The organism is Streptomyces sp. NPDC002206 (assembly GCF_053593595.1).
On sequence record NZ_JBSFCW010000010.1, the window covers coordinates 42,940 to 56,189 of the forward strand.

At 68.9% G+C, this 13,250-nt stretch carries 12 protein-coding genes, 1 tRNA gene and 1 pseudogene; 5 read left to right on the forward strand and 9 right to left on the reverse strand.

What is annotated here, in order from left to right:
• Nucleotides 1–50: 50 nt before the first annotated feature.
• From ACWCP8_RS20070 to ACWCP8_RS20100, 7 genes are all read right to left on the reverse strand, one after another.
• Nucleotides 51–254 carry a hypothetical protein gene (locus tag ACWCP8_RS20070; protein WP_451117225.1) on the reverse strand — a complete coding sequence of 68 codons (204 nt, stop codon included), beginning with the start codon at nucleotides 252–254 and terminating at the stop codon, nucleotides 51–53.
• Nucleotides 255–360: 106 nt separating this feature from the next.
• A tRNA-Met gene (locus ACWCP8_RS20075) sits at nucleotides 361–434 on the reverse strand.
• Between the two features lie 560 nt (nucleotides 435–994).
• Nucleotides 995–3,193 carry an FUSC family protein gene (locus tag ACWCP8_RS20080; RefSeq protein ID WP_451117434.1) on the reverse strand — a complete coding sequence of 733 codons (2,199 nt, stop codon included), beginning with the start codon at nucleotides 3,191–3,193 and terminating at the stop codon, nucleotides 995–997.
• A gap of 334 nt (nucleotides 3,194–3,527) precedes the next feature.
• On the reverse strand, nucleotides 3,528–3,815 hold the full coding sequence (locus ACWCP8_RS20085; RefSeq protein ID WP_352267968.1) for a YkvA family protein: 288 nt from the start codon (nucleotides 3,813–3,815) through the stop codon (nucleotides 3,528–3,530).
• Between the two features lie 17 nt (nucleotides 3,816–3,832).
• The gene (locus ACWCP8_RS20090; RefSeq protein ID WP_352267970.1) at nucleotides 3,833–4,087 is read right to left on the reverse strand and encodes a WhiB family transcriptional regulator; all 255 of its coding nucleotides are present in this window, start codon (nucleotides 4,085–4,087) and stop codon (nucleotides 3,833–3,835) included.
• Between the two features lie 608 nt (nucleotides 4,088–4,695).
• On the reverse strand, nucleotides 4,696–5,574 hold the full coding sequence (locus tag ACWCP8_RS20095; RefSeq protein ID WP_352267972.1) for a class I SAM-dependent methyltransferase: 879 nt from the start codon (nucleotides 5,572–5,574) through the stop codon (nucleotides 4,696–4,698).
• Nucleotides 5,575–5,710: 136 nt separating this feature from the next.
• On the reverse strand, nucleotides 5,711–6,304 hold the full coding sequence (locus ACWCP8_RS20100; protein ID WP_451117228.1) for a helix-turn-helix domain-containing protein: 594 nt from the start codon (nucleotides 6,302–6,304) through the stop codon (nucleotides 5,711–5,713).
• A 997-nt stretch (nucleotides 6,305–7,301) separates the two neighbouring features.
• Here ACWCP8_RS20100 and ACWCP8_RS20105 point away from each other — a divergent pair.
• The 5 genes and pseudogenes from ACWCP8_RS20105 to ACWCP8_RS20125 all read left to right on the forward strand — a co-directional run bounded on the left by ACWCP8_RS20105 (nucleotide 7,302) and on the right by ACWCP8_RS20125 (nucleotide 11,820).
• Nucleotides 7,302–8,504, forward strand: coding sequence for a PP2C family protein-serine/threonine phosphatase (locus ACWCP8_RS20105; RefSeq protein ID WP_451117230.1), 1,203 nt, complete (start codon nucleotides 7,302–7,304; stop codon nucleotides 8,502–8,504).
• Nucleotides 8,505–8,846: 342 nt separating this feature from the next.
• Nucleotides 8,847–9,053: pseudogene (locus ACWCP8_RS20110) on the forward strand (hypothetical protein); the annotation flags it as partial.
• On the forward strand, nucleotides 9,050–9,184 hold the full coding sequence (locus ACWCP8_RS20115; RefSeq protein WP_451117232.1) for a hypothetical protein: 135 nt from the start codon (nucleotides 9,050–9,052) through the stop codon (nucleotides 9,182–9,184). The pseudogene ACWCP8_RS20110 and the gene ACWCP8_RS20115, both read left to right, overlap by 4 nt.
• 499 nt (nucleotides 9,185–9,683) lie before the next feature.
• Nucleotides 9,684–10,871 carry an NAD(P)/FAD-dependent oxidoreductase gene (locus tag ACWCP8_RS20120; RefSeq protein ID WP_352267976.1) on the forward strand — a complete coding sequence of 396 codons (1,188 nt, stop codon included), beginning with the start codon at nucleotides 9,684–9,686 and terminating at the stop codon, nucleotides 10,869–10,871.
• A 10-nt stretch (nucleotides 10,872–10,881) separates the two neighbouring features.
• Entirely contained in the window at nucleotides 10,882–11,820 is a 939-nt protein-coding gene (locus ACWCP8_RS20125; RefSeq protein ID WP_451117234.1) for a sigma-70 family RNA polymerase sigma factor, read from the forward strand.
• Between the two features lie 317 nt (nucleotides 11,821–12,137).
• On the opposite strand, the gene ACWCP8_RS20130 is transcribed toward ACWCP8_RS20125, so the two are convergent.
• Entirely contained in the window at nucleotides 12,138–12,557 is a 420-nt protein-coding gene (locus ACWCP8_RS20130; protein WP_352267979.1) for a DUF5959 family protein, read from the reverse strand.
• Between the two features lie 296 nt (nucleotides 12,558–12,853).
• Nucleotides 12,854–13,249, reverse strand: coding sequence for a DUF6281 family protein (locus ACWCP8_RS20135; RefSeq protein ID WP_352267980.1), 396 nt, complete (start codon nucleotides 13,247–13,249; stop codon nucleotides 12,854–12,856).
• Nucleotide 13,250: the final 1 nt, after the last annotated feature.

The window sequence follows — 13,250 nt, forward strand, 5'->3', positions numbered from 1 at the left end:
AAGAGTGCGTGCGGGTGCGCAAGAGAGCCCTGTTGCGTGCCCCGCCAGCGTCAGCCGCCCTCCGTGTGCGTCACCGCCCGGCTCGCCTGCTTGCTCTCGCGGCGCAGGCGGTCGTCCGGGAGGAGGAGGGTGACCTCGGAGGCGGCGCCCAGTGTGCAGGAGGAGACCGGCTTGCCGACGGCGACTGCGGAGGGGCCGATCTCCAGGGACCGTTGGCGGACGGGGTCGTGGCGAGCTTGGCCTCGAAGACGCAATGTTGTTGACGCCTTCTACGTCCCGGAGTCCTGTTGCCTCAGGGCCAGGTTCGAGCGGGGCCAGACGCAGTGAAGGCCCGGTATCCACCGGGCCTTCACGTTTGAGTAGCGGGGACAGGATTTGAACCTGCGACCTCTGGGTTATGAGCCCAGCGAGCTACCGAGCTGCTCCACCCCGCGTCGACATGGTGAACTGTACGGCACCGACCCGGTTCGGCCCAATCGGCCTTCTTGGAAGCAGTGCCAGCGCATCTGTCAGCGCGGTCGGCCGGCCATGAGCACCATCCAAGTCTCGCCCCACGCCAGGAGACGCGGCAGTGGACCTTCACCAAGACAACCAACCAGGTGGTACGGGCGTGCCTCGGACTCGGGCCCAATTGCTCATGACCAACCGACACGGCCACTGCTCACCCATTCCGGACTCTGCCGTTCCCGCAGGAATCAGTGCCCGCGGCAACGCGGACCCTACAAGCGGTCGGACGCGCGGCGTTCTGCCGGGCACGGAGCTGGAGGTACGTGCCAGGCTCGACGCACGAACCGAGGTTGATCCGGCGCTACAGGACTGGGAACCGATCAAACAGTTGCGCCCTCGGTGTCCGCGGCGACGTTGGCCGGCACGGCGACGCCCTCGACGGTGTGAAGTTCACGTTCTGCCCAGCCCGAAAAGCAAGTACTCCGGCATGCCTGGGCAAGGTCGGCAACTCTCGGTGCAGGCAGGGCCCCTCTTGACGCCGGCCCGGCTACGCGCCCACGCCCCGGGACGACGCCCGGTCGGGTGTCGCGACAGACACCCTGAGAGGGCGGGCCAGACCGATCAAACCTTCGTCCAGGCGCTGCAGATGCCGCAGGACACGGTCCGTGACACGGTCGTGCCGGGGGAAGCCGGGCTTGTCCGTCTCCAGCATGGAGGCCAGGCTCGCGCCGGTCTCCACCACGCCGTCGCGGTCGTCGTCCTCGACGCGCGCGACGAGGACGTCGATGTTGTGGGCGATGCGCCGGCCTGCTCCCTTCAGGAGCGGGTCCGCGGCGACGCTCTTGCTGCTCGGAAGGAGTTGGGCCGTCGCCGCCAGCGAACGCGCGTGGTAGGCGCACGTCTCCAGCAGCGCCACGACGTAGCGAGCGGTCTGGCGGCGGGTCCGCAGCGGGGTGATCGGGTGGGTCAACGGCTGCGCGGAGGACCGCAGATCGTCCAGTGCCGTATCGAGCTCCCGGGCCATGTCCAGCAGATCGCGCGCGGGCCCGCCGCTCAGCTGCTCCACCGCGGCGTCAGTGACATCACCGAGCCGGGTCAGCACCGTGCCGAGGAGTTCGTCGGTGCGGCGATCGGTGTGCACCGGCAGGATCACGGCGGCCGCGATCACGCCGCAGGCGGCGCCGAGCGCGGTCTCCTCGATGCGCAGGACGAGTACCGCGGAGCTGTAGGTGTTGAGCAGCGTGTACAGCAGCCCCAGTGCCGCCGTGACGAAGAAGGACATCAGGGCGTACGACAGCGGCGCCGTGAAGAACATGGCGAAGATGAACAGCAGCACGAGTGCGAACGCCGTCCAGGTGTGGTGACCCACCAGGCCCGCCAGGCCGACACCGGCGACGACGCCGAGAACCGTGCCCAGCAGCCGACGGTAGCTCTTGACCAGGATCTCCCCGGTGGACGCCGTGTTCAGGAAGACGACCCAGCAGGTCAGCACCGCCCAGTACCAGCGCTGACTGGAGAGGAACTCCCCGCCCACGATGGCCAGCGCCGAACCCACCGACACCTGGACCGCGGCACGGGTCGTGGGACGCTCCAGTCCCTTGCGGACATCCTCGACAGGCTCGGTCTCCTCGGCCTGCGCGATGGCGAAGTCCTCGGCGTCCAGTTCCTCACGGGAACGTGTCGTCGCAGGTGTGTCGTCGGACTCGTCCTGGGGCCCGTCGAGGGCCAGCCGTAGGCCCATGACACCGCGCGCCGCCTCCCCGATGCCACGGAAGACGTCCTGGACGGGGACGGAGGCGCGCGGCAGATTCTCCTCGTCCCGATACCCGAGCAGCCGATTGCGCAGGTGAGCCACGGCGGCGCCGCGATTGTTCGAGGCCGGGCGGGCGACGAGCAGGCGCAACGCGTTGAGATCACGGCGCAGCGTCGCGGTGATGTCGTCCTGTGTCCGCAGTCGGTTGCCGGGCGGTGGCGCGGGCGCATGCGGCAGATGCAGCGTGAGCGTATCGGCGCGTTCGGAGCTGCGCGCGGTGAGGATGAGTACGCCGAGCCGCTCGGCGGCGATCTCGGCGTCGGCGACACGGCGCTGGACGAGCAAGGCTGTGGCACTGTCGCTGGTGCCCTCCTCCAGCCGCCCCTGGATCATCATCGCGCTCTGGTGGAGGCGCGCGGTGTGCCGGCGTACGTCCTCCAGCGCCTTCTCGACGTGGTCCGGCCCGGCGTCGAGCAACTCGATCTGGGCGGACACCAATTGGGCGAGGCGCGCGCGGAAGGCCTCGCGCAGTCGCAGCAGAATGCGTTCGGGTGTCTCAACAACCAGGCCGAACCGCACGACCGCGCTGCAGACGAACGCGACGACCAGTGTTCCGCACAGCCCCGGCAGCGCGGAGACTGCGGCCCTGACGAACAGGGACACAAAGTAGATCTGAAACCCGATGAGTCCCAGGGCCGTACCGCGATCACCGAACCGGCGACTGTAGACCGCAGCGAAGATCAAGGCGAGGAAGACGAGGTCGCCCGCGACGACCTCGGTGCTCAACAGCGCTCCCAATGACATCGCCACGAGCGCCACCGGCAGGCCGAGCGCGAGCGTGATGGCCTGTTCGCGCCGCTGCTTCTCCTTGATGGCGAAGGTCGCGACCATGGCCGCGATGGCACCGGCCACCATGTGGCTCACATCGGCCTTGAGCAGCGCCAGAACCGCGAGCGTGAGCGCGATGGCACCGACTGTCCGCAGGCCGGCCATCAGCCGCAACAGTCCGGGGTCGGAGGCTGAGAACCGGTCCCAGATCCTCGTCCGGCTCGCCCGTGTCACTGTCCTCACCCTGCCGCTTTCCCCGCTCGCCACCATAAATCGGAAGTTCCAGCATGGCACGCGTCAACCCCCGCCCTGGCCCCGCCGTCCCGCGGGAGTGATCAAGCGGTTGTGTGTACGTGCCGGACGAGAAAGGCTGGAGCGAGACACACGGCCTGGTCACTCTGATCGGCCGCACCAGAGCCGGAGCCGACCGTTGAGGAGCCGGCGACTCCGGATGACGAGACCGACCAGCCGGCGCGTGAGGAGGGCTGGATGGCCGCCCTTATGAGGGAGGGCGTCGCCCGGGCAGCCCGCGGCCGTGGGCTGAGAGCGAGCGCAGCGCCAGCAGCAGGAACCCGATGTCGTCGAGGTAGACGGGGTCGGGGATCAGGTCGACGGGACACACGGTGTATATCGCCGCCGCCCACACCAACGCCTTGTTCCGCAGCGGGACTCCTGCGTCGATGAGCAGCTTCCTTGCCCGGATCAGCCGGATCAGGAGGACGCCGGCGACCCCCATGGTGAGCAGCGCGGCGACCGCGCCGACGAGAAGCCAAGCCGTGGGGTCCATGGGCTCATCGTCCCTCCTTATCCGGATTCCTGAGCCCGCCTGCGGGTGCGGCGCTTCAGCGCACGCCGTTCGGACTCGCCCAGGCCACCCCATACGCCGGAGTCCTGACCGTTCTCCAAGGCCCACTCCAGACACAGCTCCCGAACTGGGCATCGGCCGCACACCGCCTTCGCTTCTTCCGTCTGCACGAGCGCCGGGCCGGTGCTTCCGACGGGGAAGAACAGATCGGGGTCCTCGTCACGGCAGGCCGCCCGCATACGCCAGTTCTCCATGTGCCTCACTCCCGATGGTTGTCGTCGTTCGGTCGGTACGTTGCGGGTGACCGACAACGGGCCCCTGAAACCCCATTGGCTTCTTCTCACCGCAATGCCCACACTCGTACAGGTGCGCCGCACATCCTGCGCCCAGGCCAATCGTCGCCAAGAGGGCACACGAGATCGGCGGATATCGGGTCCCTCAGGCGAACCCGCAGTCCCGGGCACACCGCCTGGACGAACCTGCCGAAAAACACCTGCAGACACCCGACACCGCACTGGCGGACCGTCGATTCGCAGCTCACTCGGGCTGGGAACGGGCAGGCCGTTCGGCCAGATCACGATAGCGCTCGCACCTCCCGGCCGTCGGGAACGAACGCCTCGTGGCGGACCGGGCCGATCAGTTCGGCCTCGGTCAGCCAGTCATGCCAGGCAATCTCCGAAGTATCGGGGGTGACTGTCTCCGGCACGATGGCCCGTGCAGTCCGAGCCGCCGGTACGGGCCAATCGCGCCCTGAAAGAGGTACTTGACGACGCATCGTGCGGAGGCTTGACCTGAATCCCGCGAGCCGCGCAGACCCCAGCGCCGAAAGTGGCGACCGCGGTCGCTTCCGCCGGATGCCCGGTCAACGGCGTCGTGCTGCCCATACGCTGCGCTCGGTGCGTACCGTCAGGTCGTCGCGGCGCAGAATGCTGCGAGGACTGTCGGTGTTGAGCAGCTGGTCGAGAGCGGTCAGGTCTTCGACCGGCAGCGCCTCGGCGACGCTGCCGCGCATGCGGCGCAGGCTGCCGAGTGCGTAGCGGCCGACTGCCTCGGTGTGGGGCGGGCCGAGGTTCACGGTGATGGTGCGTTCACGCTCGACGGTGAAGCCGGCGGCGGTCAGCTTGGGCCCCCAGTCGGCGCCGCGGTGCGGCATGTGCTCGGCATGGTGACGGTCGAGTGCGGCATGGCAGCGTTCCTCAAGGCCGGGCCGGTCTTCTGGCGCGTCCTCGGGCAGGAATCGCGGGAAGCCTGCCAGTTCGACGACGGCGAACAGCCCGCCTGGCGCGAGCGTGTCGTGGACCTGGCGCAAGGTGCGGTCAGGGTCGGCCATGTGGTGCATGGAGGCTGACGCCCACACGAGATCGGGCGTGCCGAGGTCGGGCCAGGCAGTGTCGAGGTCGGCCTGAACAGTATGCACTCGGCCGGCCAGGCCTTCCGACTCGGCCTTCTCGAGCAGGCGGTGCAGGTGGCTGGCCGAGGTGTCGACGGCGGTCACCTCAGCATCGGGGAAGCGCTTGAGCAGTGCGAGAGTGCCGGCTCCGGTCCCGCTGCCCAGGTCCACTATCCGAAGGGGGGCGGCTTTGACGGGCAGCCATGCGGTGATGGACGCGATGTGCTCGGCGAGCACTTCTGCATCGAGGTCGAGGATCTCCGCCTGGCCGTCGGCGTCGTGCTGCTGTCCGTGCTGGTGGACCGAGTACGCGCCGTGATCGTCCGCTGCGTGCGGGAACGTGTGAATCATGGCACCCACGCTAAGGGGATCACAGGCGTGCGGCACGGTCGCTTCCCGAATCCGCAAGATGATGGCTGCTTGGACTGCTGAACAGGCAAGCGGCACTCGACCTGCGGCAAGGAGAGGCGGCTGCGCGGCGCTCACATCACTGCGACGGACGACCGGCGTCCCTTGCGCTCTCGCCGCTTTGGTGCCCGCGGCGGGCGTCGCGGTCGAAGATACCCAGGATCTCGCACGGGCCGCCCTCTGCGCCGATGGCATGCGGAAGCATGGTGGGGAACTCCGCGGCCTGATTGGTCTCTACGCGAAGGCGCCGATTGCCCAGCAGCAGGATCGCGGTGCCGGAGAGGACAACGAGCCATTCGCGGCCGGGATGGGCACGCATGCGCGAAGGGCTGTCGGGCGGCGGATCCGTCATCCGCTGACGCACGACCGTCATGCCCGGGTCCGCCCGGACGGGCCACCGCATCAGCTGGTGGGCTGCGTCGATCATCGGGCTGGAGATGACATCGTCTGTGGCCGTCTCGACGAGCTGATCGAGCGAGGTGTCCAGGGCACGGGCGAGGGTGACGAGCTGGTCCAGAGCAAGGCGGCGCTGACCGGTCTCGATCCGACTGAGAGTGGAGGGACTGAGCCGGGCTCGGGTGGCCAAGTCGTCAAGAGACCAGCCCTGCGCCACCCGCAGCGCGCGGATCCGCATGCGTACCAGGCTGTCGAGCTCACCATCGTCTTGCGTCATAAGCAAAATTGTATGCCTCATACGCAAAGCGTGCTTGGTGTGAATGCGTGAGGGCCCGCTCAGGGCTTGCTCACCATCTGGAAAGGCACGCGCATGTCTGTGAGGGAACGGCGCGCTGATACTCGCCCGCTCCCGCCGCTCCGGTCGTCGTGATCGATAGCGGCACGCCCCCGTAACGCACCCACCGAGGGCGCGCACGGCCTGCTCAGCCTGGAGGGCGTTGCGCCGGCGGAGCTGCTGCGCAGCGGACGGGAGGAAGTGCGCCTTTATGGCGGACGGATCGTGGCCGGCGAGGCGACCGTCGCTGTCCCGGACGACCCGACCGCCGAAGGTGATCCGCGTTTTGCCGTGCCCCTGATCGACGGCAGCGTCCCGCGGGCAGCGCCGACTGCTGGTCGCCACCGGGTTGCGTGACGTACTGCCCGACGTTCCTTGGCCGGCTCGGCACTGGCGGCACGGCGTGGTGCACTGCCACGGCTGGGAGATACGCGACGAACCTATAGGGATCCTGACGGTTGGCCCGGCCTCCGTCCACCACGCGCCGCTGTTTCGGTAACTGACTGACGACCTGGGCTGCTTCACCCGCGGCACCGACCTGGACCAGGACACCCGCACGCTTCGCCGCCCGCAGTATCCGCGTCGTGGACACCCTCGCGGCCGCAGCCGAGTCCCTTGAAGACGGCAGAATCGCGGCGCGTGGCTGACCGACGGTCAGATCGTTCCCCGCCGGGTCCTCGCGGTCGCGACCCCGATGCAGGCCCGGACCGACGGCCTCCCTGACCTGAACCTGCCGATGCAGGATCTGCCGGGCGTCATGGGCCGCCACTTCGCGACCGGCACGGAGTCTTGCGCCGGACACAGTCCATGGCGTGACTGCCGGCTCACGGCAGCGACGGCAGGTACATGCGGCCGACGGGCGACCACGGCAGCCCAACAGCATACTGAAGAAAGAGAGCACTAATAGCGGACTCGATCGCCAACGTGTCCGGGGTATGCCGTGAGAGAACCCGGGATCGACTACCACGCCGTCTTCGAGGCGTCACCCAGTGCAACGCTGGTACTCAATTCCGTGTTCGTCATTATGGACGCGAACCCGTCGTTTCAAGATCTGGTCGGTCGCACCCGCGACGAGCTCATAGGCCAGTACGTGTTCGACGCCTTCCCACAGGACGACAAATCCGAAATGGAGGACCTGAAGGCGTCACTGCACCGGGTGCTGGAGAGCGGCGCCCAGGACGTTGCGGGTCCTATCCGCCATGATTTGGAGGAACCGGACCGGCCGGGAGTGTTCGCGGAGCGCTACTGGAGCCCGATCAATGCCCCCGTCCTGGATTCCGACGGACAGGTCACGCTGATCGTGCACCGCCTCGAGGAAATCACCGACCTCGTCCGCGCCGGCGACCCGGACGCCGATCATCGGCGTCGTCAGATGGAACTCGAGCTGTACGCCCGCTCCCGCCAGTTGCAGCAAGTCAACGAGCGACTGCGCCAGGCCAACGCCCGCGAACGACAAATCGCCCTCGCGCTCCAGGACTCGATGCTGCCCGCCCCCCAGGCCCTCGCCCGTCACCAGGCAGCGGTCCGCTACCGCCCCGCGATCCACGCCCTGAACGTCTGCGGGGACTGGTACGACGTGACCCAGCTACCCAACGGCAGCTACGCCGTGGCCGTCGGCGACGTCGTCGGGCACGGCCTGGCCGCGGCCGGCGTCATGGGCCAGCTGCGCAGCGCCCTCAGCGCCGCGATCCGCGTCGTGGGCGGCCCCGCATCGGCACTCGACGGACTCGACCTGTACGCCCGCTCCGTGGACGGCGCCCTGTCCACCACCGCGGTGCAGACCATCATCGCCTGGGCCGACCACCGCATCACCTACAGCAGCGCCGGCCACCCGCCCCCGGCCCTCGCCGACCCCGACGGCACCGTGCGCTTCCTGGACCAGGCGACCGACCCGCCATTGGGCGCCAGCCTCGAACACACCCCCCGGCCCCAGGCCTCCACCACCTACGCCGACGGCGCCACCCTCGTCCTGTACACCGACGGGCTGATCGAGCGCCGCGGGGAGGACATCGACCAAGGTCTGCAACGGCTCGCCGACCATCTCGCTCGCCATGGCAACGGTCAGGTCGAGGCACTGGCGGATGAACTCATTGACCTCAGCTCCGCCACCGATGACACGGCTGTCGTCGTCGTCCGCCTGTGACCTGGCCGCTGCCCATCGGCCGGGAAGAGATGACGATGCTGTCCGCATGCGGTTGCGTGCGGCACCACCGGAGGCATGGCGTGCGGAAGCGTCCGGAACGCTGTCACCGAAGCGGCTCGCTCGGCTCCGTACGGCGCAAGGCGGAGGCCAACGCCCCTTCGTCACCGACGCTGGACACCGTGGGCCGATCGGTGGGTGGCGGCACGGCAACGCTGATGACCGGCCGGTGCCGTGCAGCCCAGCCGCCGGGGCCCTGAGCAAGGTCGGTGACCCGATGTGTCACGGCCCGACGAACCAAGAAGTCTCAACACGTAGGAGCCCGACCTGAACGGGGGCCATGCCGGAGGCGCCCAGGCGTACGTCGCCGCCCACGCCCGCTACCTCGTGCACCTCTCACGCCGCTTGCCGGTCTGCCTGATCCACCTGCGCGCCATGGAGGACCACCGCCTGCCGGGCACCGGGCACAACACACTGATCGGCTGCGGCTGGTACACCACCACGGCCCTCGGCCGGCTCGTGCCCATCGCCGACGCCCGGAGCGGCCGGTGACCCTCCCCGTCCGCCGCCCCGGCCACACCCTCACCCTCCTCAGGACGAAGGCCCGAGTCACCGCTCGTGCGGCCGCTCCCTCCCGGCCGGTCCGCCTGGCAGAGGACCTGCGCGAACTCGACGCCGACTGATGGGAATCGGCGGAGGTGTGGGGATGCCGCCTGGACGGCACGTTTTCGCAGCTCCGCGGGACCTGTCAGCGTTCTCGCCCTACCGGTATGTGACCGAGCTGTGGAGGTGCTGGCAGCCCTAGCCCCGGACCTGGCGACGGCGGCCCGAGCCGCCGCTCCCATCGGACCCGCAGGCGGCGGAACCAGTGCAGGTGGGCGAACGCGCGCTCGACGACCCAGCGTTAGGTGTCAGGTCCGGAGCCGTGCTCGGTGCTGTGACTGAGCGTTCTGGTTGGCCAGCCTGACCAGATATCGCGCTAAGTCACAATGCCGACCGATAGATGGCTATCTCGATCCGTAGTTGGCCCTCGCCCCGTTCGGCTGCCCAAGACAGGCCCAAGCGTCTGTCGGAGGCTCAGCCGCTCGTCTTGATTCGGTGACCCGCGTCACATCCGGCTCCTGTCAGCAATCGGGGCGCCGTCTCGTTCAAAGGGCACGCGAACGAGACAGGAGCAACGCCATGAAGCACCACATCGTCGTACTCGGTGCCGGATACGCCGGGGCCTTCGCCGCCGGAAACCTGGCCCGCCGGCTCTCCCCCGCCGACACCGAGATCACCGTCGTCAACGCCGTGCCCGACTTCGTTGAGCGCATGCGGCTCCACCAGCTGGCGATCGGCCAGGACCTCGCGTTCCGCAAGCTCGCCGACGTATTCGCGGGCACCGGGGTGCGGCTGCGCCTGGCGCGCGTCACCGGCGTCGACCCCGAGCGCCGGACCGTCGCCGTGACCGGCGAGGACGGCGACGGCGAGCTCGCCTACGACACGCTTCTCTATGCGCTCGGCAGCTCCGTAGCCCACCATGGCGTCCCCGGCGTGGCCGAGTACGCCTTCGATGTGACCGGCCGGTCCTCGGCGCTGCGTCTGCGCGAGCGCCTGGCAGGCCTGGGCGAGGGTGGCACCGTGCTGGTCGTCGGTGAGGGGCTGACCGGCATCGAGACCGCCACCGAGTTCGCCGAGTCCCGGCCCGACCTCTCGGTCGCGCTCGCCGCCCGCGGCGAGCTGGGCGCCTGGCTCTCCCCGAAGGCCCGCCGTCACCTGCGCCAGGCCTTCGACCGGCTCGGCATCACCGTCCACGAGCACACCGACATCGAAGCCGTCGAGCCGACACGGGCGATCGCCGCCGACGGTACGTCCATCCCGGCCGACGTGACTGTGTGGTCGGCCGGGTTCGCCGTGCACCCCATCGCGGCCGCCGGCGGCCTGGAGGTCGCCGAGACCGGCCAGATCGTCGTCGACCGCACCATGCGCTCGGTCTCACACCCGGACGTCTACGCCGCCGGTGACTGCGCCTACGCGATCGGCGAGAACGGCCGGCCGCTGCCGATGTCCTGCGCCTCGGCCGGCTTCACCAACATGCAGGCGACCGCCGCGATCATCGCACGTCTGACAGGCAGCAAGGTCCCGACCACTGGGCTGAAGTACCACGGCAACCACATCAGCCTCGGGCGGCGGGACGCGATCTTCCAGATGGTGGACGGAGACGTCCGGTCGAAGTCCTGGTACCTGGGCGGCCGGACCGCCGCGCGGCTCAAGTCGGGCGTGCTCAAGGGGGCCGGGTGGGGCATCGCCCACCCGACCTTCGGCATGCCGAAGCGCAAGCGTCGCCTGGCCACCGCTGACCGGGCCGGTCTGAGGGTCGCTGCATAGGCTGTTCCGCATGGACAGTGCAGCCATCGATCGGTTCGAGGCCAGCCGGGGCCGGCTGGCCTCGCTCGCGTACCGTCTGCTCGGCTCGGCCGCCGACGCCGAGGACGCCGTGCAGGACACGTTCCTGCGCTGGCAGGCCGCAGACCGCGAACGGGTCGAGGTGCCGGAAGCGTGGCTGACCAAGGTCGTCACCTATCTCTGCCTCGACCGGCTCCGCTCGGCGCAGGCGCGCCACGAGCGAGCGGCCGGCGCCTGGCTGCCCGAGCCGCTCCTCGAGGGCGACCCGATGCTCGGCCCGGCCGACACCTTCGAGCAGCGCGAATCGGTGTCCTTGGCCGTACTGACCCTCTTGGAGCACCTCTCGCCGGTCGAGCGGGCCGTCTACGTCCTGCGTGAGGCCTTCTCGTACAGCCACGCCGAGATCGCCGGGATCCTCGACATCACCGAGTCCGCGAGCCAGCAGCATGTCCACCGGGCCCGGATCCGGGTCGCCGCCGAGCGCCGCCGCGGCGGCGAGGCCGATCCCGCGTCCGCACGCCGGGTCGTCGAGGAGTTCCTCGCCGCCGCCACGTCGGGGCGCACCGAACGGCTGGTGACGCTGCTCACCGACGACGTGACAGCAGTCTCGGACGGCGCTGGACTGGGCAAACGGCTGTTGCGGTACAAGACGCGCGAGCGGGTCGCCTCCTACGTGCGGGCCGGCTTCAAGCCCACGCCGGCGAAGCGACGGCTGGCCGGCGGCTCGCCCGCGATGCATATCGCGCTGGTGAACGGCTCCCCGGCCGTCCTGGCCGTGGTCGACGACCGGGTCGTGGGCGCCGTGGCGTTCGAAATCAGCGACGGCAAGGTCGCGTCCCTGCGCGGCATCGCCGCCGCGAACCGGCTTGCGCGCCTCAACGAGGCCTGGCGGCAGCACGAACCCGACGCGCCGGTCATCAACGCATGGTGACCAGAGCCACCGGAATCCAGTGACCTGAGTCGGAGCGAGAACGGCACTCCTTCGGCCCCCGCGCTGCACAGCAGCCCGGGGCCGAAGCACGTCGGTCTCCCGAATCAGACTCGGCCATGCAGTTCGGATCCCCGATGGCCAACTGTCGGTAGACACAGTGGCCAACTACGAATCATCACGAAGGGCTGACCAGAGTGGATCCGAGCGGCCCCTGGCCACCTATCGCTCGAAGTCACAGCCGACCAGGCCGGTTGTGACTGATTCCCAATCGTCGTTGACAAGCAGTCGGAGTGTGGTGCGGGAGGGCGAGCTCGCGGTCAGGGACGAGCGCCACGGTGATCCTCTGCGCCTCCGCCAAGAGCGGCTCGGGCCGCCGCCAGACGCTCCCTGGATTCGGCTATCCACTCTTCGCCCACGTCGAGCGGCACGGAGACGACGATCTGGGTGCTGGTGCCGTCATGGACTTCGACCACGTAGGGGTCGCCGGACATGAATCGGAGGTATACGGTGCGGCCTGATTGGGGCCAGTCCGCTGTGAACTGCTCGTCGAGGTCGGCCTCCTGTTCGGCTTCTTCGATGGCGTCGAGAAGCCGGCCCCAGTCAGAGAGGTCCTCGGAGTCGAACCCGAGGCAGACAGTTCCGTTCACGAAGCCACTGGTGACGACGGCCTCCGCGTCGTAGTGCCGGACACCGAGGCTTTCGAGGGTGGACCTTGCGAATCTCGAAATCCATGGCATCCCCTGAACCGGGGAGTTGCGACGACCACTGGAACCGAAGCGAATCCGACGGGGCTTCGTCGTCTCGCGCGCTCTCGCACGGGTCTCACCGACTGTGCGCACTCCCCCGGACCACGAGGCCCTGACCTGGCATCAAGTTCCGTCCCTGGATCGGCCGGAAGCCCCTGGACAGTCGTCATGACCTGCGCCGGGTAGCCGACAGCTTCGACACCGGCCGAGGCCCTGTTCTGTGCGCAGGGTTCGGTGTGGCGTGTGTGACGTCAGCTTTTGAGCCACACCGAGCCCCGCGTTCCACATCAGGAGCCGTCGATCAGTTTCTGTACCTCGGGCGGGAGTTCTGAGCCGGAGTAAGCGGCGAAAAGCATGGCTGTCTTCGGTGTGTCCCCGATGGCGATGGCGACCTTGGGAGAGATGCCGTCCACCTCGTAGGCGGTCTCTGTCGTAACCGGATCCTCGTCCTTGTCCTGGCCGCCGGTGTCTTCGCAGGGTGGTTTGGTGGCGGCGCCGAGCTTCTTCCCGAGTGTGAAGTTCACGTTCGCCACGTCCCGATACGATCGGTCCTGGTAGGTGTACCGGTTGACGCAGGAAGCCGACTCCTCCCCACCGCTACCGCTGTCGGCCGTGCACGCGGCTGCTGACATCACCATGGCCGCCGCCACCAGCACGCTCGCGGATCGCCCGGTCCAGCTCATG

Bases quoted from the DNA above. Each gene is read 5' to 3' on its own strand.
- ACWCP8_RS20080 (WP_451117434.1), bottom strand. From the start codon at position 3,193: ATGGCCGGCCTGCGGACAGTCGGTGCCATCGCGCTCACGCTCGCGGTT.
- ACWCP8_RS20085 (WP_352267968.1), bottom strand. From the start codon at position 3,815: ATGGACCCCACGGCTTGGCTTCTCGTCGGCGCGGTCGCCGCGCTGCTC.
- ACWCP8_RS20090 (WP_352267970.1), bottom strand. From the start codon at position 4,087: ATGGAGAACTGGCGTATGCGGGCGGCCTGCCGTGACGAGGACCCCGAT.
- ACWCP8_RS20095 (WP_352267972.1), bottom strand. From the start codon at position 5,574: ATGATTCACACGTTCCCGCACGCAGCGGACGATCACGGCGCGTACTCG.
- ACWCP8_RS20100 (WP_451117228.1), bottom strand. From the start codon at position 6,304: ATGACGCAAGACGATGGTGAGCTCGACAGCCTGGTACGCATGCGGATC.
- ACWCP8_RS20120 (WP_352267976.1), top strand. From the start codon at position 9,684: ATGAAGCACCACATCGTCGTACTCGGTGCCGGATACGCCGGGGCCTTC.
- ACWCP8_RS20125 (WP_451117234.1), top strand. From the start codon at position 10,882: ATGGACAGTGCAGCCATCGATCGGTTCGAGGCCAGCCGGGGCCGGCTG.
- ACWCP8_RS20130 (WP_352267979.1), bottom strand. From the start codon at position 12,557: ATGCCATGGATTTCGAGATTCGCAAGGTCCACCCTCGAAAGCCTCGGT.
- ACWCP8_RS20135 (WP_352267980.1), bottom strand. From the start codon at position 13,249: ATGAGCTGGACCGGGCGATCCGCGAGCGTGCTGGTGGCGGCGGCCATG.